Source organism: Aquimarina mytili, from assembly GCF_016735115.1.
In the GTDB taxonomy this organism is placed as follows: Bacteria; Bacteroidota; Bacteroidia; order Flavobacteriales; family Flavobacteriaceae; genus Aquimarina; species Aquimarina mytili.
This window is the reverse complement of the sequence record NZ_JAERQJ010000001.1, coordinates 320,996-344,524: the sequence shown is the minus strand read 5'-3', so window position 1 is coordinate 344,524 and position 23,529 is coordinate 320,996. Positions and strand designations below refer to the sequence as shown.

Below are 23,529 nucleotides of genomic sequence, written 5' to 3'. Positions count from 1 at the left end.
AGTATCTAAGCTAAGGTGAATATCTTTTAAAACAACCCCACAGGTATTGTCGTCAATGTTTTTTCTTTAAATTTCATTTTGAAATCATAACTATTTACATATGTAGATAGCACTTTGATAAGTATTAAGGCTTTTGTAAGTATAATTTTCCTTTTTAGAATTTAATTAGAAAGTATTTTTTTTGCTTTCTTAACATAACTTCCATCAGGATAATACTCTAGGTATTTTTCTATAGCATTTTTATCGTTATTGTTTTTATATATAGCTTCGGAAGCTTCCCAAATATTGTCATCCATCATACTTTCATTTGCTCCATTTTCTCTAGCTTCTTTATAATACTGTATTGCTTTTTGAAAATCATTCAAAAAATACCAAGCTGCTCCAACCTGACTCAGATACAACCCCTTGTTTTCAGGATAATTTTCTGCAAGTTTTTTATAAAGTTCTATAGCTTCTTCAAACTTTCCACTTGTAAGCATAATTGATGCTTGTCTCATCATTGCATTTTCATCATTTTTAGGCTCAGGATTTTGAGCAACGTACTCTTGATTTTTTTGATTGGCCTGTTCTAATGTCATTTTCTTTTTTCCGAATAAAAAGCTGAATAGTCCCATAGTCTTATAATTTTAGTTGTCATTTTGTTTACTTAATGTAGCAACAGGCTATAATGTTACCTAATAATTATAATGTTCTTTATGTTTTATATTTAAAGTTTTTAGATAAATTGATCCTATAACTTTGACAAAAGAAAAAGAATTCTAGTCAACAGTAAGAGATCGTTTTATTTTATGTAGATAACTATTTCATCGTATTGAAAAAACTTATTCTATTTCTATACTTGGGTACCAATCCATATTTTATGATTGGCATCACAGTATGCTCAGGCTTGAATTAAATTTGCCCTCTTTTCTAAATTCATGAACTCGTGTTGGTTCTATAATCCCGATGTATTTTACAAGGTCAAGATTTTCTTTTATTATTTTTTATGTTCCGGAGTCTTCCCTTAAATTCTTTTATTTTTTTATGAGATCCAATAATCGTATAACATTCAATCAATTCTTCTAATTCTTCGGCACTAAATTCTGTGTTTTTAGCCAGAAGTTTCATTAATCGTTTTTGAACATCTTTCTTTTTTCGGCATTCAGAACATCTAGTTGCCTTAGACTCTAGTCTTAAGCTAAGTTCTTCATACCAATATTGCTGTTCTCTGGCTGTAAAGCAGAATGGAACATTGCAATATTTACAATTTAAGTTTATATCTACATACATCATACATGGGCCTTCAAAAGATGACTGTTGCTTAGATATATCCGCAAACAATGCTTTTTTGTTTATAACACATTGGTTGCATGCCCATAGACGAGTATGATACATGATTTGGTCTTTTTTTAATGTATTAGCTTTTGATTGCTTATTAATATAATCGAGCAATTCGTTAGCTATACTTTCAAGAGTTTTTAATTCTTTATGTATATATCCATGTTTCAAAAGATTGAGGAAGTTATCAAATAAAGGAGTGTCTCTACTATCCTTTTTATCAAGACAACACGGGCATATGACATCAATATTTCCCACTCTCTTCTTTAACCAACCAATATCCAGGTTGTTTAAAATATAGCCCGTATTATCTTCGATTGGTTTTTTACCCATACAGAAAGTATTTTTTACTTTACTATTTTGATATACAAGTACAAAGTGTAAAGATATCTGTATTAGAAGTTAGTTTATCCCCAATTTTGTTTAGTGTATGTGTTTGAAATCCGTTATGATACTTAATCACAATCATATCATCTATGATTTCGTATTCACCAGCTACGTTAAGATACTTTTGTGTATCTGGAGATCGCTCTGCTAATTCTTGAGTTACGAGATCTAAAAACATCTTGCCTCCTTTTTTGAATCGCAAGGTAGAACCAAACTTACCGTTGGGTCTTTCGCAACTATACTCTCCTGTGATACCATTAGAGCTACATGCCAATGTAACTGACGCTATAGCCATTAATGCTAAAATTTTTTTCATGAATTGATTTTTATGTGAAGTTAATATTGTATTCAGAACTTTGAATACCTCTAAATATAACGAATTTTGAATCGTAGAAGTATATTTTAGAAATGTAATCACAAAAATACAACCTGATATTTATAAATCTGTAGCATTCAAAATCTTAAAAATATTATAGGGATGGGCAAGACTCCTTTTTAAGAAGAGAAGAGAATGCGAACAACAAAAAATCCGTCTGATCATAAAAAACCAGACGGATCACACATTTGACACTAGAAAATTTTTAATTAAGCATTGTATTATTTTCTTGCTCGCCCTCTTGATTGTTAGCAAATCGTGTATTGATGATTTGCTGATATCGTTTGGCCAGCGTTTTTAGTTCGTTATTCAATGTAGTATATGTATTATTTTCATCTAACTCGGTAAGTGCTTCAATACGTTTATATAGTTTTTCGTATACCACTAGTGCCTGTGGTTTAATAGCCGTAAAGGATAGCTTTTCTGCAGCACTCTCTATGGTGATACGCTCCTGATATTTGGTTCTAAATGCCTTATTGGTATTTTTTAGAATTGTGGCCCAATCGGCCATTTCTACAGTAGTAAGTGCTTCTACAAGCTTGGGTTGGGTTTCATAATCTTCAATGATATTAAGCAACACGGTGCTTTCGGCTTCATAATTAAGTCTTGCAATACGGTTACCATAGGTATCCATATGATCTAGTAATGCTTGTCCTGCTATTTTTTTTGTTATATCGTTATGATACGTATTCATTAAAAATCCGTATCGCATCCCGGTGATAGCATTGTCTCGTTGCTCATCTAGTTCTTCTAAGACTTTTGTAAAATCACTTTTACGGTCATAGATCAAAGCATCATCTAGTTGTTCTACTGCTTTGGTAAGATCGGCCACTTGGGTTTTGATTTGTAATGCTTTGGGGTGGTTTTGCAGGCAGATATCTTTGGTGCTTCTCAGGTATTCGATAACCTCTTCTTTGCTTAGCCTAATTACATTAGTTGGTGATAACATATGTGAGTTTTAAAAGTTTGTGAAGGGCAAATATATTGTGTAGATCTGCGAATAAAAATAGGTGCTTGGGGGGATTAAACCCCTTTTTTATAAAATGCTAATTATCAGACATGTAAATAACTCCTGCCAGTGACGAGAGCTCGTTGTATACTATACAAATAGCTCCTGCCAATGACGAGAGATCGTTGTATATTATAAGAATAACTCCTGTCAATGGCGAGAGGTCTTAGTATGCCATATAAGCAACTCCTGCCAATGGCGAGAGATAATTGCATAGTATACTACTATCTGTTGCAGAGGTGCAGATGACGCTTTTATTTCAAATGTTTTATGATCAGTCCCAATTGGCCTAAATGGTAAATATCATGATGAAGCATGCCATGCAATAAGAATCTATATTCGTAATCCCCCTTAAAGTCGGTATCATAGTATTCTTCTTTTAAAAACGAATCATCCTTTTCTTTGAGTAATGCAATTAACTCGGTTAACGTATGATCATATTCTGATTTTATCCTGGCCCAACCTTTTTCTTTCAATTTTTCATTTGTAAGCCAGTTTTCTTCACAATCATCAGTTTTACTTCCTGCGCCTGTTTTAATTTTTAAAATGGCTTCGTTTCTCCATAAGGTAAGGTGCGAAATGATCTCGGCAATACTGTGTAAATCTTTAGTGGGTCTTACAAAAACAAGATTATCATCAATGCTACGTAATTTACTTTCATAAGAACTTCCTATCCATATTTTTCCATTCTGAATTTCGAGGAGTTGTTCTATAATGTGATTGATTAAGGTATTCATTTATCGTAATGGTCTTGTGTATAAAAGTAACGGATGTTATGTACTAAGCTTTCAGAAAACAAGATACTTAATTAAAAAGGAAAACAGCTCAGGTTTCACGCCCAAACCACTATTTTTTACATGTTGTTGTGCTTAGTACTTATTTGATTTTCTTGTTTTCTTATAGTGTTTTATCATTTTTCCGAAATCTTTGTCCTTCCTACGTTTTTCAACCACAGTTGATTCATAGTGTTCTTTTTCTCGTTCCATTTTCAAATAGTTTTCGAAATGAGATTTGTCTATTTGTCCTTTTTCTATAGCTAATTGAATTGCACAATTACGTTCTGAGGTGTGTGTACAATCCGAAAACTTACAATGTTGTATCAAGTCGTATATTTTTTCAAATGTACTTTCTAGTCCGTCTGAACTGCCTGTGATACCAACTTCTCGCATTCCTGGATTGTCAATGAGTATTGCACCATTTATTATCGGAATTAATTCACGATGTGTTGTGACGTGTTTACCTCTATCAATACCTTCACTAATGGAGGCAGTTTTCATTCGATTTTCTCCAGTCAAGCTGTTGATAAGAGATGATTTTCCTACACCTGATGAGCCAAGAAGGCAATATGTTTTACCTTTATAAAGAAGTTTTTTCAATTCGCCCATTCCTACCTTTGTTTCATTACTTACATGAACAACAGGAATCTTTTTAACTCTGGTTTTTATTTTGTTGAGTAAATCATTCAAGTTATGCTCGTCTATTAAGTCAGTTTTGGTTATAACAATTATAGGCTCAATCTTAGAAGCGAAGCAAAGGGTCAAATATCGTTCTAATCGGTTAATATTAAAATCCCTATTTACCGATTGCACAATTAACCCGTAATCAATATTGCTAGCAATTATTTGCAGCTCACCAAACTTGTTAACGGCTTGTCTTGAAAGAATTGATAATCTGGATAAAATACTATGAATAATAACAAAATCTGTTTCATAATTTAGTAAAGAAACCCAATCTCCAACAGTTGGAAAATCTTCACGGCTTTTGGCAGAAAATCTTAAGTTTCCGGTAATCTCTGCTTCAAATTCACCTTTTTCATTCTTTACAATATATCTTCCCTTATGTTCTGCTATTACGCGTCCAATTTCAAAGTCCTCAAGATTATTATCTATTCTTAATTTTTCGAAGTAATCATTATATCCTAAATCTTGAAGTGTCATATGTTCTATGTATTCTTAATGGGCTTTCTAGTTTAATTTAATTACTTTGGTTGTACTGTTTATCAAAGTTTCAAACCGGTTCAATTCTTCACTGTTTTTTATTTCGTAATGCATTGGAATAACAATTTCGGGTCCAATTTTATTTATAATCTTGGCAGCCTCCCCTTCATTCATCGTTAAGTTGTCCCCTCCTATTGGAACCAAAGCAACATTAATATCCATTAGTTCTTCCATTTCAGAAATGTAGTCTGTATCTCCTGCATGGTAAATTTTTAAACCATTTTTTAATGTAATGACATAGCCCACATTTTCTTTCGATTTAGGATGAGCTTTAATCCATAAAAAAACTGATTTCGTATTATACGCAAAAGTTGGCTCGATGCTAAACTCTTCAAATTGTAATTTTTGATTAGGCTTTACAACTTGGATTTTGTTTTTGATATGTCTCAATTTTTTTGAAACTCCTTTTGAGCAAATAATCTTTGTTTCGTTTTTTAAAAGATTATTAATATCCTTTACAGAGAAATGGTCTGGATGAGCATGAGTTATTAAAATATAATCAGCTTGTTCAATTTTTCCAACCCTTACAGGGTCGATGTAAATTATCTTATCATCAATTTTCAGCTGAAAACTCGAAGGGAAAAAGTGTGATTTGTTCACTTTGATTGCCCCCCAAGTTGTTAAAGTTATGTTTTCTCTAATAGTTACTTTTTGAGGTATTGGATTTATTTTTTCACTTATTTTTACTTTTACCATGGCACAACCTTGATTAATTAATAAAGCCAAGCAGAGTATTAAAAAATGTAATCTGTTTGTCTGCATTTGTAATGAAGTATTTTCACAAAATTAAATATCACAAATGTCAAACTTTAGACGGTTCCGTCTAATTTAATTCCTTTTTTGATTTTTGGAAAAGAAGTACCATTTCCCGAATATTGGCAAAATATTCTTTTAACCAATCACGGTTTAAAGTCTCATATGTAATTTGAAGGTAAAAATTTTCCAAACTAAGGTGCAATACCATTTTAGCTAGTGGACTATTTCCTGACAAAGAAATTATATTTTTCCATACAGGTAACAATCCTTGAATTGAGAATTGATTTATTTGAGCTAAACATTTTTTAAAAGCTGTATTGTCTCTGTGAATTCTTAATTGACGATTAAAGAGTAAGTCAATTTTATGTTCGATAATAATGGATATTAATTCTTCTTCGGTCTTTGTATTTGATTCTTTTGCAGAAATATTTTTTGCTCGTTTTAAATGAAATTCCAACAAGCTTTCAGTAAAAACTTCTAAATCAGCAAATAAATGGTAAAATGAAGACTTGTTCTTTCCAACTTTTTTAGATAATCTTTCTATTTTAAGTCCTTTAGGGCCTTCATGAGCAAAACACTTATAGCCCGTTTCTAACCATATTTTTTCTATTTCTCTCATTTAAAAACAAAGAAAAATTCTAGCTTATTAATATTCAATGAATTCGATTTTTGTATTAAGCAAAACATAGTTACATAGTTACCTCAACATACTATTTATGAGCATTCATTTTGTGTATTAAACTTACCATTATTTAATACTCCTAAAATAACTAAAAATCCTCCAGAATTAAAAGTATAGAAATGGTTTCTGTGTTTTCGATTATAAACTGTATTCTGAGTTATGACCGAGATCTTTTTTCATTTTTTGTTACTGTTACCGTATAGGTAGCCACAATATCATCATTGATTTTTAAATGTGTATCATAAATGCCTTTGTTCTTAAATCGATAATTAAATGAAATGATGCCGTCCTCGTTTTGAACATTATAAATGTCTAGTGTTCTTTCTTTACTGGCAAAATAATGTATCAGTGAAATATTTTTATCTTCAATTTTTCTAGTCGTTTTAAAACTAAAGGTCACTTCATCTTGTTTATGAATCACGGTATTCATCTTTTGTGGACGAAGTGGTTGAATTTTGTGTTTAAACGCTTTTCCATATACCAATGGAGCAGTAACAAATACATCTGGAGTTAGCTTTTCTTGTAATGCCCATTTTTGTTCTAAAGGGAAGTGATTTTTTCCAAATAAAACGGGATCTGTTAAGAAGTACCCATTATTATATTCTTTTATAAATACATTACTTTGATCCATATAACCACTAGACCAGGTTGCATCACATAAGTACCACTTGTTATTTAATCGTACCGCATTCCAGGAGTGATTGGCTATTTCAAGCTCTTTGACATTGGCATCTACCGATCTTCCGTAACCATCTACAATTACAGATTCTATATTAGCCAGATAGCATAATTCTTTAATTAAATAGGCATACCCGGTACACATGGTTTTTTTGTGTTTTAACAACTTTTTGAACGCTATTTTTTTATATACATTATTCCATTTGAGTAATGCAAGACTATCTTTTTTTAGCTTTTTACGGGTGCGGCTAACGGTATTGTGCTGGGCATTATCTCCTTTAATATTATTACACACCCAAATATAGATAGCCCTGAATTTTTCTACCTGGGTTGGTAAATCATGGGTGAGTTGATATGCCAATACCGGAAGATTGTTTATAGGAGCATCTTTATACAGCCGGGCAATATTATCTGCTCTTGTAAAGTCGGTAGATTTAAAATCAGAAACCTGGGCATGTAAGCAATTGCTAAAACATGCAATCAACAACAGGTAGATATTGATTTGTATAAAGATGCGCATAGATTAATTTCTTTTTGAATTATATACCTTATTGACTGCTACTTTTCCCATAAGTACGCATGAATCCATTTTTAAGTTGACTTTCATGGATATGCTTTGCGCCGAATTTTCATTTTGGACCACTATTCTTTTTGAGTTAAAGCCAATATAACTTACTACTAAAACATCTCCTTTCTTAAGTTTTTCAGGAAATTCGAAGTGACCATCAAAATCGGTACTTACTCCCAAAGTTGTACCTTCTAATATAACATTGGCACCAGGTAATGGGCCTCCATCATCGGTCACTGTACCTTTGACTGTAATATTTTTTTGGCTTGTCGTATCCTGAAGCTTGGCTGTATTTTGATCTGATGTATTGGTTTGATTTTTTATCTCTTGTCCTTGTATTTTGCCAAAAGAAAAAAGAGCAATAAATGCTAACCCTATACCACTAATAAAACTAAGTTTACTCCTCTTTTGAATAGGATGATCGTACGTTTTTAATTGATGGGTTTTAAATCTTCCACATGTATTTTGTGTTGTATTCGCTTGAAAGTAGTGAACGATTTCTTGAGTGTTCATCCTTGTAAAGTCGATTACTTCTTTTTTACACGAATCACAAAACCCTCCTTGTTGCGTAGAAGAAAAGGTATCAAAATTTTCTGTACATGGTGCGTTGATCTGTAAGCTGAATTGATTGTTCATAGTGTCGTTTTTTAGATTACACTGTAAACCTATAAATCAAATAGCTGATACCAAATACAGAATGAGGTAACACGCTGTTTCAGTTAGTGAAGTGTATTTTTTGCGTATTAAATGGCATTTTTGCTTGTTGTTAAATCTTATATTATGGGGGCGCTTATTTTTTTTCTTTGTATTTCGGTTTACGGCTAATCATCGGCAAGAGGTATTAATTCTTAAATATATTCTTTCACCTTCATTGAATGAGAATTCTAATTTGGAATTTTGTGTTTATTAGAAATTTACAATTTGATTCCTTTAAACAACATACACATCACTGTGTTGTATAAAAAATGGTTCTTCAGCTAACCATATCAAATCAAAGATAATTTCTATTTGTTTATTATCTCCATCTTCAATTATTTTACCAAATAAGGTGACCAAATACCACCCTTTTTTCAAATCATTTACAAATTGTTGGTCATAATAAAACTCGTACTTATCGATATCTCCTTTATTGTAATCACAAATCATAGTAAAATCAGCATGATTTAAGATTTGAAGGGTATCTTCTTCTTCTAAAAACAACTTGCATTGTCCAAATTGTATTCCATCAATATCACCACCTTCTTCAAAACGAATGTTAACGTTTATTAGATCGGTACTTTCGGTAGTTATTGGAAGTACAATTCCTGTATTTACTAAAGATAAAATCCCTTCTGGGTAACTATAATCAAAGTCATTTTTTTCATAATAATTTTGCAACCCCTTTTTTGATACTAATACCAATACACCTTCTGTTTCTGTTTCGAATTTTTTTATCACGATTTTCTGTATTGCCTACGACTATTGATTTATGGTATGATTTATACTCCTAATTTAATAAATACCTTCTGAATAAAAAATCTATTACTATTTCAAATCATTATGGCTAAAATCTCTTTTATCATTTTTGCTGCTAAAAAAGCAGTCATGTTTTGAAAATCTCTTTTAGGGTTGTATTCTACAATATCTGCTCCTATCACTTCTGCATCTATATTCTGAATCAACTTAATAACCTCTCGTGACGTTAAGCCTCCAGGTTCGTGATGTGATACTCCGGGTGCATATGCCGGATCAAAACCATCCATATCTAAAGAAATATATAATGGGTTTTCAAATGTAAGCTTCATTGATGGATCAAAATCCTTCATTTGATGGAGTTCTACATTATATTTTTCTGCCTGTTGCGCCTGGTGTGTATTTAGCGTTCTAATTCCTACTTGAACAAGTCTATTTGCCAAACCATTTTCCATAATTCTTGCAAACGGACAGGCATGAGAATACTTATCACCATCTAGAATGTCGTATAAATCAGGATGTGCATCTATTTGAAGAATATCAAGTTTGGAATATTTTTGGCTATGAGCTTTTATAATTGGAAATGTAATAGAATGATCGCCACCTAGTGTGAAAATTTTATTCCCAGAATCGAGATGTCTTTGCGTAATTTCATGGATATCAAAATAGTCTGAAATCTCAAAATCACCTTTGTCTTCAATACCATTATTTTCTATAGAAACTCCACTTTCGGTAAATAGATTTAATGAACCCGAATGTAGGGCTTCTCTAATGAGTGGTGGGGCCAGTTTAGGGCCTTTTTGATATGATGATTTTTCATCAAACTGTATTCCCTGAAGAGTTATTCCTTTCATTTGGTTTTAAGATATTGTATCAAGAATTAATAAAGCATGACCATTTAAAAAATAGTATAGATCGATTTTCTCCTTTCATTTATTTTGTTTTAACCATTCACTTCTTCGTTTATCCGGAAGGTGTTTAATCGTATAATCTTCAAACAACGCATCAAATCCATTACCATCGGGAGAAGCAGCAGTCAATCCTACCATTACGGGTATATTATCCGGAAAATACGCAAGCATCATTAACGTGAAGTCTGCATTATCTAAAGAGTATTTTATTTCTACAGCATCCAATCGTCGTGTGATCTTAAGCCAAACAGAAACTGGTTTCTGGTTTAATTCAACCATACTCCAATCACTATTTTGATGAGTAACAACTGCGCTTAAATTGATTTTTTGGTTGACATATTCTACCCCGGTTTTAATCCAGATTTTTTCATTTACCCTTATCATTACTCCCATTTGATCGAACCTAGTTTTGTATGAACCTGTTATTTTTACATTTAATTCGAATTCCCCACCCACATTAGAATAATAAAAAGGCCCATCATCTACCGTAAAACCATAATGGGTTTTTCTCCAAAAATCTGTGTTCGGCGTTACATACATAGACAGTGAGGAGTCATTAATTATTTTCCATGTATCAGGTTCATTAAACCATTGCATCTTTTTCATCATTTACTTTTTTGAATAACCACTAACAATCTAATGCTTTAAAAATGGTGGGGTCATTTTCGCTAGCTTTTGGTTTATCTACGATTCTAAAGTTACAAAACTCGATTCTGTTTTAGTAGTATGCCTAATATTTTAATATTCTAGATTGGTTGGCTTTATTCTTTTAGTTGTTTTAATGAATTACTATACAACTGATAGGGTTGAAATAGAGGAAGAGTAAGAAATATTTGAATATCACAACCTATTTATATAATCACTCTAAGGTAATTACATACCTTAATTATTGAAAATACAGTTATAAAAGACCATTCATTTTGAATGCAGTTAACAATTATTTAATTGCTAAAAATACTGCCCAATACCAAATACAAAACCATTGGTAGCATCTTCGGTAACGCCATAGCCGTAGTCGATTCTAAAAATGGCATTAAAGATCTTTTTGTGCATAAAGCGCAGTCCTACACCAGGATAGAGTCTAAAGTTTTGTGAATCGCCAAAGTCGTCAAAATCACCACCGGGATTGCGCCAGCTACCCCCATCTACAAAGACATTGCTCTGCAATACAAACCAATCTTTTTCGTACAAGGTATGCCGATATTCAGTATTAAGTACAATTACTCCCGTACCGCGGTCAATCACGTTACCTACACCTCTTATGTTTAGGTTATTGTCTACTGCAAAGGGAGCAAAAGGAGACTCATCATTACTTGCTAGTCCAAATCGCAGTCGCGAGGCCCAGTTTCCTTTTTTACCCACTCTATGATAATACAAAAAGTCGTTCCACCAGATAAAAAAGTCGGGTAATACATCCTCTGTGCTAATTACATATTGAGCATTGAGGATACTTCGAAATCCAGAAACATACTGATAGTCATAATTTAGGTTGTTATACTCATAAATGAGTTTATATAGTAGTTTGTTTACATCAAAATCCTGGGGAACATTAGGATCTGTTACTCCTTCTTTGTATTCATAATCTTCATTAAAGTAATTGACTCCTAATTCGATTCTATTTTGAAGATTAAACTGGTATAATCCTAATATTTCGTATGAGGTATTGTTATATTTATAATCGGCCGTTCCATTTTCAAGAAATACGGGTTCTTCAGTAGTGATGTTGCTATAATTAAGGGCTAACCCTGCTCTTTTTCCAAACAAAAAAGGAGCTCGTATGTTTCCCATATATGACGGGTAAATATCATTTTGATAGATCCCTCCAATAGTAATGTTTCTTCCTAATAAATTAAACTCATAAAGTCCGACTCTAAATGCGAACTCATCATCGTTAGTGGTGTATACATTGGCGGAAGGAATAATGGTAAAATTCTCTTCAACCCCATATATTACTTCATAACCGTCTTCTTTTTCATGTACCTGATAATAAGCATGGGCAACCGACGGTAATCTTTTAAGTCTTTTGACATCTTTTTCGATGAGTAGTGAGTCTAGTACTTCGCCTTTTTTAATGCTTGTAAGCTTAATTAAAGCTGAAGTTTTGGTTTTGTTATTTCCTTGCACAACAATGTCTGTAATGACATTATCTTGGGCTAGAGTTATACTGGTTATGAGTAGGATAATAAAAGTAAGCGTCGTTTTCATTATTGTGTTGAATAAAATTCTTTTATTAATTCTTCAGAAGGCTTATTTTGTATCGTAAACCTATTATTATCTTTTCCTCCTACTTCATTATGGTTATGAAACCATTTCCAAAGAAATCCACCTGCAAACCAAGGCTCTTGCCAAAATTCTCGATATAAAGCGGTTAATGCATTTTCTTGCGCTTTTAGATCAACATTACCATTGGCTCTGCCAGAATCCCACGGTTCTTTACCGGTATAGTGTATACTTCGATACCCATACTCTGTAAACAAAATGGGTTTCTTTATTCTGGTATGCAATGCAATAATGTTGTTTTTATGTTGCTGCCAACCTTGTTGTAACTCTTCTACGGTTGGGGTTTGTTGCTCTGAAACTGGAAAATAAGCATCAATCCCAATATAATCTAGTTGATTCCAAAATGGTGCTTTATCAAATTGATCCCAGTTTTCGGCATATGTTAGTTTTCCATTATATATGGTTCTTATTTCCTTGATGAGCTCGTTCCAATATGTTGGTCTTGTTTGCACAAACGTATGCAGCTCGGTACCGATGCAAAGAATAGGCACCTTCATCTCTTCGGCTAATTGCGCATATAATAGTATAAACTCTTTGTATGATCTTTCTAGTTCTTTCCATTGTTCTTCAGAATTCATTTTGATATTACCTGTAAATTCTCCTTGCCAAACCCAAATTTGAGGCTTTAACATTACCTGTATCTTTCTTTCATTTAATAACTCGATGGTTCTTTTTGCTCCATCTCTTCGTTCGCCCCACCATTGTCTTTCGATATTAAAAACTACGGTTGGGCTCTCAAGGTTTTTTAAAAATCCGAAAGGCATTACAGCTGCCCAATTGGCATTTAGGTCTACTACTGGCTGTATTGTTTTTGCTTTGATTTCTCTGGGAGAACCTACAAAACTAATTCCATTAATTTTAGATTTTTGTCCACTACAACTGGAAGAAAAAATTGCAAAGATTAGCAGTAAAAAGAACTTCTTCATTTTTATTTTTTACTGCTGAAAATACAACTTTATTAGAATACGGCTCTTAATCCTATATTAAATGTTTCTCCTAATCCAGTATTATCTCCATCTACAAAGTTTGTATATAATGCTTCTATATTAAGTTCATCGGTTAATTGGTATTTTGCTCCTCCACCTAATGCTGTGAAACTTTGGTCGAAATCATTCCCTAAATCTATTAATTCTGAATGTTGCGCCAACGCTAATACAGTAAATTTAGAACTCGGAAAATAGCTGAAAAATATTCCAGGAGTAAGCCTAAGACTATTATTTGCAAAACTATCTTCTTCTTCTCCAAAATTTAATTCAGAATTGAGTTCTCCAAAAATTTGAAATTTATTCCCCGGAAATGTGTGATCATAGAAAAATCTATTTTGCCAGATATACCCATCTTGATCCAGGAAAACACCATTTTCAGATTCGTTATCTACTAATGGAATGAAAAAAGAACTCTGAACAGAGAAATTGTTTACGCTTTTAAGAGGTACAAACTTTACAGAAGGAGCAAATGATGTAAACCCAGAACGAGCAGTACCACTTTCTCCATCAAATGAAAAGACATCCAATGCACTTCTATCGGCTATTACATTGGATCTAAATTCTAAAATAACTCCCAGGTTCCATCGTTTGTTAGCCCCAACTCCTGTGTATGCCTCGAGTGTAGATGTAAAAAAAGTTTGTCTAGGTTCGTCTCCGTCACTAAATGTACTTTCAGTTTGTGTATATAGATTATTGAACCACTTGATATCATATTGCCCTTTACCAATTAATTTGGAAGGTGTTAGTGTTTGGATTACTGACCCTTGACTTTCTTCTTGCTCCTGTGCAAATCCGATTACTAAAACAAAAAGACTTATTACTGTTACTATTATTTTTTTGGTTTCCATTTTTGTGATTTTTAATTGCATAAGTATTCTATTAAAGTTTCCCTTTGAAGAAGACTTATATAGTAGTTAATTGTTAATATTGAAAATTATTTGATTTGATTTAGGCTCCAGTCATAAGAGTAATATGATACTTTCGCATCTGAAGGTATTTTTTCTTTCCTGAATTTATTTACATAATCGACCTCTGATCCATTACGTGTAAAATCGACTTTATACCATTCAAAAATTTGAGATAGTTGCACCTTCTTTCCTTTAACCTTAATAAAATTAGGATTGTTAAGAGCTTTTACGGTTTGACGTTGTAATTGATTCTTTAATGTCGAAGGTTGATATGCCTCAGCAATAATTGGAGGACATCCTAATCCTGCACATACCAATACAAAATGAAAACGGGCTTCACTTGGAAAATTTTTACGTAGTATTTTGTTTTCTAAATCATTAAGTGTTGTCGCTTTTCCTCCTATGTCATATGTAGTTTTATCAAAAAAGCCTTTAACATTTAATGGTGATTTAATTGGGTATTTGTCTACAACACCTTTGATTACTGCCAAATTATAAGCATTAATATAAAACGCCTGAAATGTATTCGTTTTACTTTGTGTTACTTTAATTTTTGAGGCCATATCTAATAACTCATGTAATGTAGCTGGATTCTTTTTAATAGCACTGTACTTTACTTTCCCATTAGAAACATACGTTTTAAAGAACGCATCCGCTTTTGTAAAAAAATCAGCAGTACTCTGAGCGAAACTTATCTGAGTCAAAAGCAGTATTAAGACGATTGTTATCTTTTTCATAGTTTACCATTTTACAGCTCTTTTAGAAGCTGAATTCAACGTGTTTATTTTTTTGAAATTGTTAAAATCTACCTCGGTAATGGGCATTCAGTCGAACGGTAAATCAGCAACTTACAAACAATTTTTATTTTTCTGTACTTCAAACAAGAAGAGTAGAACACGTTCGCAACCCAAATCATTTCCTTACAGGTTTGTACTGTTTTTAGATTCATTCTAAATTAAACCAATCGCTTAAGTTCTTATATTTATAATCGACTTAATGTCCGAAGTGATCACTTCTAAGTAAATATTGACAATCAATACTCATCTTTATGGAACATATTGTAATTATCGGAAATGGAATTTCAGGGGTAACTGCTGCAAGACATATCCGAAAAATGTCTGACAAAAGAATCACTATCGTTTCTGCCGAAACCGATTACTTCTTTTCTCGTACTGCTCTTATGTATGTATATATGGGGCATATGAAATTTGAACATACGCAGCCTTACGAAAATTGGTTTTGGAAAAAAAATAAAATCGAGCTCAAAAAAGGTTTTGTATCCAAAGTAAATCATGAAGCCAATAGAATTATTTTTTCAGACGGAGAAATATTAAACTATGACAAGCTTATCATAGCCGTTGGTTCTAAACCCAATAAATTTGGATGGCCCGGCCAGGATCTGGATGGCGTTATGGGGATGTATCATAAGCAAGATCTGGAGAATTTAGAAAAATTTGCTCCTAATAACGAAGTATGTAAGCGTGCTGTTGTTGTTGGGGGAGGGTTAATAGGCATAGAGCTTGTCGAAATGTTACACTCTAGAAATATTCCGGTTACATTTTTGGTTCGCGAAGAAAGCTTCTGGAACGCCGTACTACCTGCTGGTGAAAGCGGGATGATTAATAGACATATCAATAATCATCATATCGACCTAAGGTTAGGAGTAAACTTAAAAGAAATTATTGCAGATGAAAATGGACAAGCCAAAGCTGTAGTGGTGCAAGAGACGGGAGAAGTTATAGATTGCAATGTTGTAGGATTAACTCCTGGCGTATCACCGAATGTTGATTTCTTAAAAGACTCGGGTATCGAATTAGGTAGAGGAGTAAAAGTAAATAGGTTTTTAGAAACCAATATTTCTAATATTTATGCCATAGGTGATTGTGCAGAACAACATGAAGCCATAGGCAACCGCAGACCAATTGAAGCTGTTTGGTATACCGGCCGTATGATGGGCGAAACTATAGCACAAACTATCTGCGGAAATAAAACCGAATATAAACCTGGTCATTGGTTTAATAGTGCAAAATTTATGGATATCGAATATCAAACCTATGGTTGGGTATTTGGTCAACCTAAAGAATATGAACAACAATTTCATTGGATACACCAAGATGATACCAAATGCATAACTGTTTCTTATCATAAAGACACCAATGAGTTTTTAGGGATCAATACTTTCGGAATTAGAATGAGGCATGAAGTCTTTGACCGATGGCTTACCGAAAAAAGAGATGTTGATTTTGTAATGGAACATCTTCCTGAAGCAAATTTTGACCCTGAGTTCTATAAAACTCATGAAGCAGAAATCCTTTCTGCTTATAAAAAATCACAACTTCAAACTGCATAAAATATAATACTTAGGCATAATAGGTTTTAAAACCTATAAAGTCTGAAAAAAAGATAAAATAATGAGCAATAAATTAAATCATAGCATGTCTCTAGCCAGTCCTGATGCCAACGGGATTTCGACAAAACAAAAAATAGCGTTGGCTATTGGTTTTATTGGCCTTTTTATATTGGCTTTGGCACTTTTTAATACCAACTTACCTAATCAAGGAGCATTTTTAACTATATCCCTGGGATTAATCACTGTTGGTACAATTCTATATGCCAATGATGCCTACCTTACAAAACATGAAGGGATTAAAAATGATCAGGTTTGGTTTAAATCTATATCATCTCGTGGAGTCTTAGGATGGCTTACCGGGGTTGGACTAACTGCATTCTATATAGTCTTGTACTTTTATGCCGATCTATTAGGTTTAGGAACCAATGGAGAAGCTAACACAGGCTTAGTCGCACTTTTTGATCCTTTGAGTAGGTTGCTAAGTGGTAATCCTGCTAGTCAATGGTTTGTATATGGAACATTATATACGATTGCCATAATCGCATTTGGATATAAATTTATTTTAAAATATAGACATAATAGATACCAACAGATACGAACGGTTTCTGTTATGTTTTTTCAATTGGGATTTGCATTTCTTATCCCAGAATTTATGGCCAGATTAAATTCTGACACATTCAAATTACCCTATTATGATTTGAAAAATGTTTGGCCTCTTAATTATTACAATTTTGAACAATATAGAATTGATGAATTTATCAATGCCGGCAATATCGGGTTAGCTTTATTGATTTTTGGAGTAGCTTCAATTTTTATTATCACCCCTATTCTAACCTATAAATTTGGAAAACGATGGTACTGCTCTTGGGTTTGTGGTTGTGGAGGTTTAGCCGAAACTGCAGGAGACTCATTCCGACAATTATCAAGCAAAAAACTAAGTGCCTGGAGACTTGAGCGTTGGCTGATCCATACCGTGCTGGTTTTTGCAGTTGTAATGACAACCGCAGTAGTATATACCTATCTGGGATATGATCCCAATAAATATTGGCTTACCAAAGATGTATTTTTGATGAGTGTAGCCGGTTTTCTTACTTTCATTTTTGCAGGTGTTATGATTTTTAAAAGAAAAGAATTAGGTAAAGATGCCAAATACGGAGCTGTTGGATATTTTGTTGTTATTGCTTTATTAATAGGCATACATGTTTTTGGTGATACCGGTAAAATATTCTTTCTAAAGGCCGAAACTCTTCGATCTTCTTATGGATTTGCCATTGGATCTATATTTTCTGGAGTAATCGGTACTGGTTTTTATCCAATTCTAGGAAACAGAGCATGGTGCCGTTTTGGTTGCCCTATGGCCGCTATCCTTGGTTTTCAACAGCGATTATTTTCAAAATTTAGAATCACCACCAACGGGGGGCAATGTATCTCATGCGGTAACTGCTCTACCTATTGTGAAATGGGAATCGATGTTCGTGCTTATGCACAGAAAGGCGAAAATATAGTTCGATCAAGTTGTGTAGGTTGCGGTATTTGTTCTGCAGTATGCCCAAGAGGCGTGCTTAAATTAGAAAATGATAAACTAGACGGAAGAATAAGTTCTAATGAAATTTTATTAGGAAATGATGTAGACCTTATGGATTATGTGAATAAAAAATAATCCTGTTTTTATCTAAAAAGAACCAAAGAATTTAATTTTCCCGAGGAAAATCCTTCTTAAAGCACTGCGAAGCCAATTTTACCCGGGAAAATCCTTCTCCAAGCACTACGGAGCCAATTTTACTCGGGAAATTGCTTTAAAAAACCTATTGAAGTTGATCGTACAACATAATATGATTTTTTATAGTAAACTACCTCGGGGCAAGTCCGCAAGACATTAGCTGGAAAATAATTTTGATTTCGAGGTAAGCCTAGGAGCATTTAAATCTCTATTATCGAGTAAAAAATGTTAGTTTGAATACTATTGTTCGTCTAAAGCAGCATACAAATCAATTACCATGATCCAAAAATTATCTATTCTAATTCTGATATTAGTATTTTCAACTAATCCGATCTTATCTCAAAAAAAATATCATTATGAGTATTATCCAAATAATGTACTAAAAGCAGAAGGTTGGAAAACTGGAGAAACTAAAGTTGACTTTTGGCATTTCTATCATACCAATGGTACTATATCGCACGAAGGACATTTTAAGAATAATAAAAAGAATGGATACTGGTATTTCTATTCTGAAAAAGGAAAATTACTTAAAGAAGGGCATTTTATAAATGATAAAGCCGAAAAATGGTGGATTATTTACGATATTGCGACAGGAATAACACGAAAGTATCAATATCAAAACAATAAAAAAGAAGGGTATTGTCTTTTGTATAAAAACAATAAGCTTTTTAAAGCAGAACGATATATCAATAATCAAAAAACCGGTGAATGGACCGACATCTTCAGTTTTAAAAGAGACAACCCTAATGCTTCCTTATAAATGCCTCCAATCATAAACGTTATCATACCTGCTTTTAATGAAGAAGAATCTATAGCTCATGTCATTAAAGAAATTCCTGACGCAGTTTCTGAAATTATAGTCGTGAGTAATAATTCTACGGATAATACAGAGGATGTTGCAAGACAGGCAGGAGCAACTGTATTGCAAGAAAAGCAAAAAGGGTATGGTTATGCATGTCTAAAAGGTATGGATTATATTGCTTCTAAAGACGTTAAGCCGGATATCATTGTATTTCTGGATGGTGACTATAGCGACTATCCTTCAGAACTTACCCATATTGTCAACCCAATCATAAATAATGGTACTGATCTTGTAATAGGATCTAGGGTAAAGCGACTTAGAGAACCTGGTTCTATGACATTTCCTCAAATTTTTGGAAATTGGCTAGCCACCAACCTAATGAAACTTTTTTTTGGTGCTAAATTTACAGATTTAGGTCCCTTTAGAGCGATTAAATATGATAAGCTCCTATCCTTGGGAATGGTCGATAAAACCTATGGTTGGACTGTAGAAATGCAGTTAAAAGTGTTAAGGAAACGTTATAGTTATACCGAAGTACCTGTGCATTACAAAAAGAGAATTGGCGTCTCAAAAGTTTCAGGAACCATAAAAGGTGCTATATTTGCAGGCATTAAGATTTTAAGTTGGATTTTTAAATATAGCTTTTCATAATGGATATTGCTATCATCATAACCTACACATTAGCCCTACTAATCATATTTATGTATAGTCTGGCTCAACTGAATCTGCTTGTTAATTACCTGAAAGCCCGAAAGCAACCTGACAATTCACCCACTTTTGATTTTTCTAAACAAGTAGAGATTCCACAAGTAACGATCCAGTTACCCGTATTTAATGAACTATATGTAATGGATCGTTTACTCGACAACATTGCAGAACTAGAATACCCTAAAGACAAGTTAGAAATACAAGTCTTAGATGATTCTACAGATGAATCTGTAATTAGTACAGCTGCTCATATCGAAAAACTTCAAAAAACAGGTTTAGATATTAAACATATACGTCGAGAAGATCGTACTGGTTTTAAAGCTGGAGCCTTAAAAGAAGGGTTAAAAATAGCCAAAGGAGAATACGTAGCCATTTTTGATGCAGATTTTCTTCCCGGTAAAAAGTGGTTACTACAAACCATTCCTTATTTCAAAGATGAGAACATAGGAGTTGTACAAACGCGATGGGGCCATATCAATAGAGATTATTCTATGCTAACCAAAATTCAGGCATTTGCTCTGGATTTCCATTTTACCATGGAACAAGTGGGTCGTAATTATAAAGATCATTTCATTAATTTTAACGGTACCGCCGGTGTTTGGAGAAAAACATGTATCGAAGATGCTGGAAACTGGCAAGGAGATACGCTAACCGAAGATCTAGACCTTAGCTACCGTGCACAACTTAAGAAGTGGAAATTCAAATACCTTGAAGAGGTCGAAACCCCTGCAGAGCTACCTGTAGTAATAAGTGCCGCAAGATCACAACAATTTAGATGGAATAAGGGTGCTGCCGAAAATTTCCAGAAACTGTACTGGAAACTACTTAAAGACAAATCTGTACCTTTTAAAACAAAGTTTCATAGCTTCTTTCACTTATTGAATAGTAGTATGTTCTTATTAGTATTGTTAGTTGCTGTACTAAGTGTACCAGTTATGTACATTAAGAACAGTAATCCAATGTTTAGCTGGTATTTTAACGTTATAGCATTTTTTGCATTAAGTACTGTTATCTTTTTCTTTTGTTATTGGCATACGTTTAAAAAAATACACGGTAAGGGATTCTGGAACTTTATGGAGTATATTAAAATGTTCTTTACATTTTTTTCAATTGCAATGGGATTCTCTGTACATAATTCTATGGCGGTACTTGAAGGCCATTTTGGTAAGAAAAGCGAATTTGTTCGTACTCCTAAATTTAATATAAATACCTTAAAAGACTCCTGGAAAGGCAATAAATATGTAAGCAAAAACATCTCAGGAAATACTATTATTGAAGCTCTATTAATGGGATATTTTGGTTTTGCTTTATATAGCGCATTCAAATTACAAGACTTTGGGTTGTTCCTATTTCATATTATGTTATTCTTAGGGTTTGGGTTCGTTTTTCTTAAATCTGTTACTTCCAAAATATAATGATGTTACAGGTATGGAAAAATAACCGGTTTTCCATATTACTACTCCTTCTTGGTATACTCTTTTATTGGAGCTTTGCTTTTCAGTTAGAACGCACCGATTTTATTAAGATGATCACCTTATGGGCAGGTTTATTTATTATCGCATATAAAATCATTCAAGAAAACGCAGACAACTGGAAACTTTTGGCCATTGCTGCTTTATTATTTCGAATTGTATTCTTATTTGCAATCCCTAACCTATCACAAGATTTTTATCGATTTATATGGGATGGACGTATGCTTTTGGAAGGATTTAATCCTTATTTGTCGTTACCAGAAGTATGGGTAGCACAAGGCAATACCCCTATTGCTCAAGCTCAGGAATTATATAATGGTATGGGGCAATTAAATGGAAGCCACTACACCAATTATCCTCCAATAAGTCAACTATGCTATTTTATTGCAGCTTTGTTTGCAAGCAAAAGCATTTTAGGATCTGCAATGGTATTTAGAGTCCTTATCATTTTAGCTGATATTGGTACTTTTTTCTATGGAAAAAAGTTACTAGAAGCTCTTAAGCTTCCTGTAAAAAACATCTTTTGGTACATCCTGAATCCTTTTATTATAATAGAACTCACTGGCAACCTCCATTTTGAAGCTGTAATGGTATTTTTTATCATCTGGTCCCTATATCTTTTACAAAAAGGATATTGGTATTGGACTGCTATTGTTTTGGCACTTTCGGTTTCTGTAAAACTTATTCCGTTATTATTCTTACCCTTGTTTTTCCAGAAGTTTGTTATGGGTGAAAAAAGAAGCTTACCAAAATTAATGATGTTCTACGGTATTGTTATTATTACGGTATTTCTGACTTTTGCTCCATTCCTCTCGGGAGAATTCTTTCATAATTTTAAAAGAACAATTACGCTGTGGTTTCAGAATTTTGAATTTAACGCCAGTATTTTCTTTATTATTCGTTGGATTGGGTATCAAATCGTTGGATGGAATGTTATTGAAACTGCGGGTAAGATTTTACCCCTGGTTACCATCACTATACTTCTTGGACTAACGTTCTTTAGACAAAACAAAACGACCGTACAGTTAATCACAGCTATGGTTTTAGGTATTTGTACCTATTACTTCTTGTCTACTACTGTACATCCATGGTACATCGCCGTACCGTTATCACTATGTGTATTTACCAGATATAAATTTCCTATGATATGGTCTTTTGTGATTATCTTGAGCTATACGGCCTATATTCATCCAGATTTCAAAGAAAATCTCTGGATGGTTGGATTAGAATATGGTATCGTATTTAGTGTTTTAGGGTGGGAAATTTATAAAAACTCAAAGGTTTCCAAATCAGTTCCTACTACATCATTTTTAAATTAATCACCTCCTGCTCTGTAAGTTTTCGCCAATGTCCTCTAGGCAAATCCTTTTTAGTTAATCCCCCAAAAATTACTCGATCTAATTTGATCACGCTATAATTAAGGTGTTCAAAAAGTTTCGTTATAATATTATTTTTTGAAGACTGAAGCTGCACTCCTATTTCATTTTTAGAGGCTCCTTCGATATACGAAATCTCGTCTACTTGGATAAACCCTTCCTGAAGCTTAACTCCATTCTGGATTTTTTCAAGATCTTCGAACTTTAAATTACGATCTAATTCAACATGAAAAATTTTACGCACACCACTTTTATGATGTGTGAGTTTCTTTTCTAAATCTACGTCATTTGTAAAAAGCAACAAACCTGTTGTATTGCGCTCTAATCTTCCTACTGGTTTTAATCTTGCTTTAGAAGCATTAGCTACCAAATGCATCACGGTTTTGGTCTTTTCTGGGCTTGTCGTAGTAACAAAACCTTTAGGTTTATTAAGTAAAATATATTCTTTTTTCTCGGGTGTAATGAGTCGACCATCAAATTTTACTTCATCTGTTAGTTTTACTTTGTAACCCATTTCGGTTACTGGTTTCCCATTTACCCATACACTACCCGTTTGGATGTACAAATCTGCTTCTCTTCTTGAACAAACACCAGAATTAGCCACAAATTTATTGAGCCTTATCTCATCAGAATCAGATATCTTTTTTGGTGACTTTGCCGTCTTCTTGATAGGGGCATTACTTCGACCAAAAGACTTTTCTCTTGATTTTCCACTTCTTTTTCCTCCACGGGAATTATCTCCACGACTCATATCTTAAATTTTGTGCAAAGATAGTTGATTACTTCGTAGGTAC

The 23,529-nt window shown here is 33.3% G+C and carries 24 protein-coding genes; 6 read left to right on the top strand and 18 right to left on the bottom strand.

Going from position 1 to position 23,529, the window contains the following annotated elements; genetic code table 11:
* Window positions 1-161 precede the first annotated feature (161 nt).
* From JJQ60_RS01565 to JJQ60_RS01485, 17 genes are all read right to left on the bottom strand, one after another.
* A complete protein-coding gene (locus JJQ60_RS01565; protein ID WP_201916194.1) occupies window positions 162-614 on the bottom strand; it encodes a tetratricopeptide repeat protein in 453 nt (150 codons plus the stop codon).
* Between the two features lie 346 nt (window positions 615-960).
* Entirely contained in the window at window positions 961-1,650 is a 690-nt protein-coding gene (locus JJQ60_RS01560) for a zinc-ribbon domain containing protein (protein ID WP_201916193.1), read from the bottom strand.
* A 22-nt stretch (window positions 1,651-1,672) separates the two neighbouring features.
* Window positions 1,673-2,020: a hypothetical protein gene (locus JJQ60_RS01555; protein ID WP_201916192.1), complete on the bottom strand. Its 348-nt coding sequence runs from the start codon at window positions 2,018-2,020 to the stop codon at window positions 1,673-1,675.
* A gap of 265 nt (window positions 2,021-2,285) precedes the next feature.
* A complete protein-coding gene (locus JJQ60_RS01550; RefSeq protein WP_201916191.1) occupies window positions 2,286-3,029 on the bottom strand; it encodes a DUF6261 family protein in 744 nt (247 codons plus the stop codon).
* 314 nt (window positions 3,030-3,343) lie between these two features.
* Window positions 3,344-3,826 carry a DinB family protein gene (locus tag JJQ60_RS01545; protein WP_201916190.1) on the bottom strand — a complete coding sequence of 161 codons (483 nt, stop codon included), beginning with the start codon at window positions 3,824-3,826 and terminating at the stop codon, window positions 3,344-3,346.
* Between the two features lie 132 nt (window positions 3,827-3,958).
* Window positions 3,959-5,026, bottom strand: coding sequence for a ribosome small subunit-dependent GTPase A (rsgA, locus tag JJQ60_RS01540; protein WP_201916189.1), 1,068 nt, complete (start codon window positions 5,024-5,026; stop codon window positions 3,959-3,961).
* A gap of 27 nt (window positions 5,027-5,053) precedes the next feature.
* Window positions 5,054-5,812: an MBL fold metallo-hydrolase gene (locus tag JJQ60_RS01535; protein ID WP_201916188.1), complete on the bottom strand. Its 759-nt coding sequence runs from the start codon at window positions 5,810-5,812 to the stop codon at window positions 5,054-5,056.
* Between the two features lie 97 nt (window positions 5,813-5,909).
* Window positions 5,910-6,461 (bottom strand): TetR/AcrR family transcriptional regulator, encoded by a 552-nt coding sequence (locus tag JJQ60_RS01530; protein WP_201916187.1) that lies wholly within the window; start codon window positions 6,459-6,461, stop codon window positions 5,910-5,912.
* Window positions 6,462-6,681: 220 nt separating this feature from the next.
* Window positions 6,682-7,722 carry a transglutaminase domain-containing protein gene (locus tag JJQ60_RS01525; protein WP_201916186.1) on the bottom strand — a complete coding sequence of 347 codons (1,041 nt, stop codon included), beginning with the start codon at window positions 7,720-7,722 and terminating at the stop codon, window positions 6,682-6,684.
* A 3-nt stretch (window positions 7,723-7,725) separates the two neighbouring features.
* Window positions 7,726-8,406 carry a carboxypeptidase-like regulatory domain-containing protein gene (locus tag JJQ60_RS01520; protein ID WP_201916185.1) on the bottom strand — a complete coding sequence of 227 codons (681 nt, stop codon included), beginning with the start codon at window positions 8,404-8,406 and terminating at the stop codon, window positions 7,726-7,728.
* A 294-nt stretch (window positions 8,407-8,700) separates the two neighbouring features.
* Window positions 8,701-9,207, bottom strand: a complete 507-nt coding sequence (locus JJQ60_RS01515) for a hypothetical protein (RefSeq protein WP_201916184.1) — start codon at window positions 9,205-9,207, stop codon at window positions 8,701-8,703.
* 92 nt (window positions 9,208-9,299) lie between these two features.
* Complete coding sequence (gene speB / locus JJQ60_RS01510) at window positions 9,300-10,076, bottom strand: agmatinase (protein ID WP_201916183.1); 777 nt, start codon at window positions 10,074-10,076, stop codon at window positions 9,300-9,302.
* Between the two features lie 75 nt (window positions 10,077-10,151).
* Entirely contained in the window at window positions 10,152-10,739 is a 588-nt protein-coding gene (locus JJQ60_RS01505; RefSeq protein ID WP_236669004.1) for a DUF1349 domain-containing protein, read from the bottom strand.
* A gap of 342 nt (window positions 10,740-11,081) precedes the next feature.
* The gene (locus JJQ60_RS01500) at window positions 11,082-12,338 is read right to left on the bottom strand and encodes a POTRA domain-containing protein (RefSeq protein ID WP_201916181.1); all 1,257 of its coding nucleotides are present in this window, start codon (window positions 12,336-12,338) and stop codon (window positions 11,082-11,084) included.
* Entirely contained in the window at window positions 12,338-13,339 is a 1,002-nt protein-coding gene (locus JJQ60_RS01495; RefSeq protein ID WP_201916180.1) for a glycoside hydrolase family 113, read from the bottom strand. The genes JJQ60_RS01500 and JJQ60_RS01495 overlap by 1 nt, the downstream gene beginning before the upstream one ends.
* Window positions 13,340-13,371: 32 nt before the next feature.
* Complete coding sequence (locus JJQ60_RS01490; RefSeq protein WP_201916179.1) at window positions 13,372-14,247, bottom strand: hypothetical protein; 876 nt, start codon at window positions 14,245-14,247, stop codon at window positions 13,372-13,374.
* Window positions 14,248-14,333: 86 nt separating this feature from the next.
* Window positions 14,334-15,044 (bottom strand): DUF547 domain-containing protein, encoded by a 711-nt coding sequence (locus JJQ60_RS01485; protein ID WP_201916178.1) that lies wholly within the window; start codon window positions 15,042-15,044, stop codon window positions 14,334-14,336.
* A 311-nt stretch (window positions 15,045-15,355) separates the two neighbouring features.
* On the opposite strand from JJQ60_RS01485, the gene JJQ60_RS01480 reads away from it, so the two are divergent.
* The 6 genes from JJQ60_RS01480 (at window position 15,356) to JJQ60_RS01455 (ending at window position 22,678) form a co-directional block, all read left to right on the top strand.
* Window positions 15,356-16,657, top strand: a complete 1,302-nt coding sequence (locus JJQ60_RS01480; protein ID WP_201916177.1) for an NAD(P)/FAD-dependent oxidoreductase — start codon at window positions 15,356-15,358, stop codon at window positions 16,655-16,657.
* 61 nt (window positions 16,658-16,718) lie between these two features.
* Window positions 16,719-18,317, top strand: coding sequence for a 4Fe-4S binding protein (locus JJQ60_RS01475; RefSeq protein WP_201916176.1), 1,599 nt, complete (start codon window positions 16,719-16,721; stop codon window positions 18,315-18,317).
* Window positions 18,318-18,654: 337 nt separating this feature from the next.
* A complete protein-coding gene (locus tag JJQ60_RS01470; RefSeq protein WP_201916175.1) occupies window positions 18,655-19,137 on the top strand; it encodes a toxin-antitoxin system YwqK family antitoxin in 483 nt (160 codons plus the stop codon).
* Window positions 19,138-19,830: a glycosyltransferase family 2 protein gene (locus tag JJQ60_RS01465; protein ID WP_201916174.1), complete on the top strand. Its 693-nt coding sequence runs from the start codon at window positions 19,138-19,140 to the stop codon at window positions 19,828-19,830.
* Window positions 19,830-21,302, top strand: a complete 1,473-nt coding sequence (locus tag JJQ60_RS01460) for a cellulose synthase family protein (protein WP_201916173.1) — start codon at window positions 19,830-19,832, stop codon at window positions 21,300-21,302. The genes JJQ60_RS01465 and JJQ60_RS01460 overlap by 1 nt, the downstream gene beginning before the upstream one ends.
* On the top strand, window positions 21,302-22,678 hold the full coding sequence (locus tag JJQ60_RS01455) for a mannosyltransferase (RefSeq protein WP_201916172.1): 1,377 nt from the start codon (window positions 21,302-21,304) through the stop codon (window positions 22,676-22,678). The genes JJQ60_RS01460 and JJQ60_RS01455 overlap by 1 nt, the downstream gene beginning before the upstream one ends.
* Here JJQ60_RS01455 and JJQ60_RS01450 read toward each other — a convergent pair.
* Entirely contained in the window at window positions 22,659-23,486 is an 828-nt protein-coding gene (locus JJQ60_RS01450; RefSeq protein ID WP_201916171.1) for a pseudouridine synthase, read from the bottom strand. The two genes, JJQ60_RS01455 and JJQ60_RS01450, sit on opposite strands and share 20 nt — an antisense overlap.
* Between the last annotated feature and the right edge of the window lie 43 nt (window positions 23,487-23,529).

What these genes read in the sequence shown, in the direction of transcription:
- JJQ60_RS01565 (WP_201916194.1), bottom strand. Translation starts at nt 614, where the DNA reads ATGGGACTATTCAGCTTTTTATTCGGAAAAAAGAAAATGACATTAGAA.
- JJQ60_RS01560 (WP_201916193.1), bottom strand. Translation starts at nt 1,650, where the DNA reads ATGGGTAAAAAACCAATCGAAGATAATACGGGCTATATTTTAAACAAC.
- JJQ60_RS01555 (WP_201916192.1), bottom strand. Translation starts at nt 2,020, where the DNA reads ATGAAAAAAATTTTAGCATTAATGGCTATAGCGTCAGTTACATTGGCA.
- JJQ60_RS01550 (WP_201916191.1), bottom strand. Translation starts at nt 3,029, where the DNA reads ATGTTATCACCAACTAATGTAATTAGGCTAAGCAAAGAAGAGGTTATC.
- JJQ60_RS01545 (WP_201916190.1), bottom strand. Translation starts at nt 3,826, where the DNA reads ATGAATACCTTAATCAATCACATTATAGAACAACTCCTCGAAATTCAG.
- rsgA (WP_201916189.1), bottom strand. Translation starts at nt 5,026, where the DNA reads ATGACACTTCAAGATTTAGGATATAATGATTACTTCGAAAAATTAAGA.
- JJQ60_RS01530 (WP_201916187.1), bottom strand. Translation starts at nt 6,461, where the DNA reads ATGAGAGAAATAGAAAAAATATGGTTAGAAACGGGCTATAAGTGTTTT.
- JJQ60_RS01525 (WP_201916186.1), bottom strand. Translation starts at nt 7,722, where the DNA reads ATGCGCATCTTTATACAAATCAATATCTACCTGTTGTTGATTGCATGT.
- JJQ60_RS01520 (WP_201916185.1), bottom strand. Translation starts at nt 8,406, where the DNA reads ATGAACAATCAATTCAGCTTACAGATCAACGCACCATGTACAGAAAAT.
- speB (WP_201916183.1), bottom strand. Translation starts at nt 10,076, where the DNA reads ATGAAAGGAATAACTCTTCAGGGAATACAGTTTGATGAAAAATCATCA.
- JJQ60_RS01505 (WP_236669004.1), bottom strand. Translation starts at nt 10,739, where the DNA reads ATGAAAAAGATGCAATGGTTTAATGAACCTGATACATGGAAAATAATT.
- JJQ60_RS01500 (WP_201916181.1), bottom strand. Translation starts at nt 12,338, where the DNA reads ATGAAAACGACGCTTACTTTTATTATCCTACTCATAACCAGTATAACT.
- JJQ60_RS01495 (WP_201916180.1), bottom strand. Translation starts at nt 13,339, where the DNA reads ATGAAGAAGTTCTTTTTACTGCTAATCTTTGCAATTTTTTCTTCCAGT.
- JJQ60_RS01490 (WP_201916179.1), bottom strand. Translation starts at nt 14,247, where the DNA reads ATGGAAACCAAAAAAATAATAGTAACAGTAATAAGTCTTTTTGTTTTA.
- JJQ60_RS01485 (WP_201916178.1), bottom strand. Translation starts at nt 15,044, where the DNA reads ATGAAAAAGATAACAATCGTCTTAATACTGCTTTTGACTCAGATAAGT.
- JJQ60_RS01480 (WP_201916177.1), top strand. Translation starts at nt 15,356, where the DNA reads ATGGAACATATTGTAATTATCGGAAATGGAATTTCAGGGGTAACTGCT.
- JJQ60_RS01475 (WP_201916176.1), top strand. Translation starts at nt 16,719, where the DNA reads ATGAGCAATAAATTAAATCATAGCATGTCTCTAGCCAGTCCTGATGCC.
- JJQ60_RS01470 (WP_201916175.1), top strand. Translation starts at nt 18,655, where the DNA reads ATGATCCAAAAATTATCTATTCTAATTCTGATATTAGTATTTTCAACT.
- JJQ60_RS01465 (WP_201916174.1), top strand. Translation starts at nt 19,138, where the DNA reads ATGCCTCCAATCATAAACGTTATCATACCTGCTTTTAATGAAGAAGAA.
- JJQ60_RS01460 (WP_201916173.1), top strand. Translation starts at nt 19,830, where the DNA reads ATGGATATTGCTATCATCATAACCTACACATTAGCCCTACTAATCATA.
- JJQ60_RS01455 (WP_201916172.1), top strand. Translation starts at nt 21,302, where the DNA reads ATGATGTTACAGGTATGGAAAAATAACCGGTTTTCCATATTACTACTC.
- JJQ60_RS01450 (WP_201916171.1), bottom strand. Translation starts at nt 23,486, where the DNA reads ATGAGTCGTGGAGATAATTCCCGTGGAGGAAAAAGAAGTGGAAAATCA.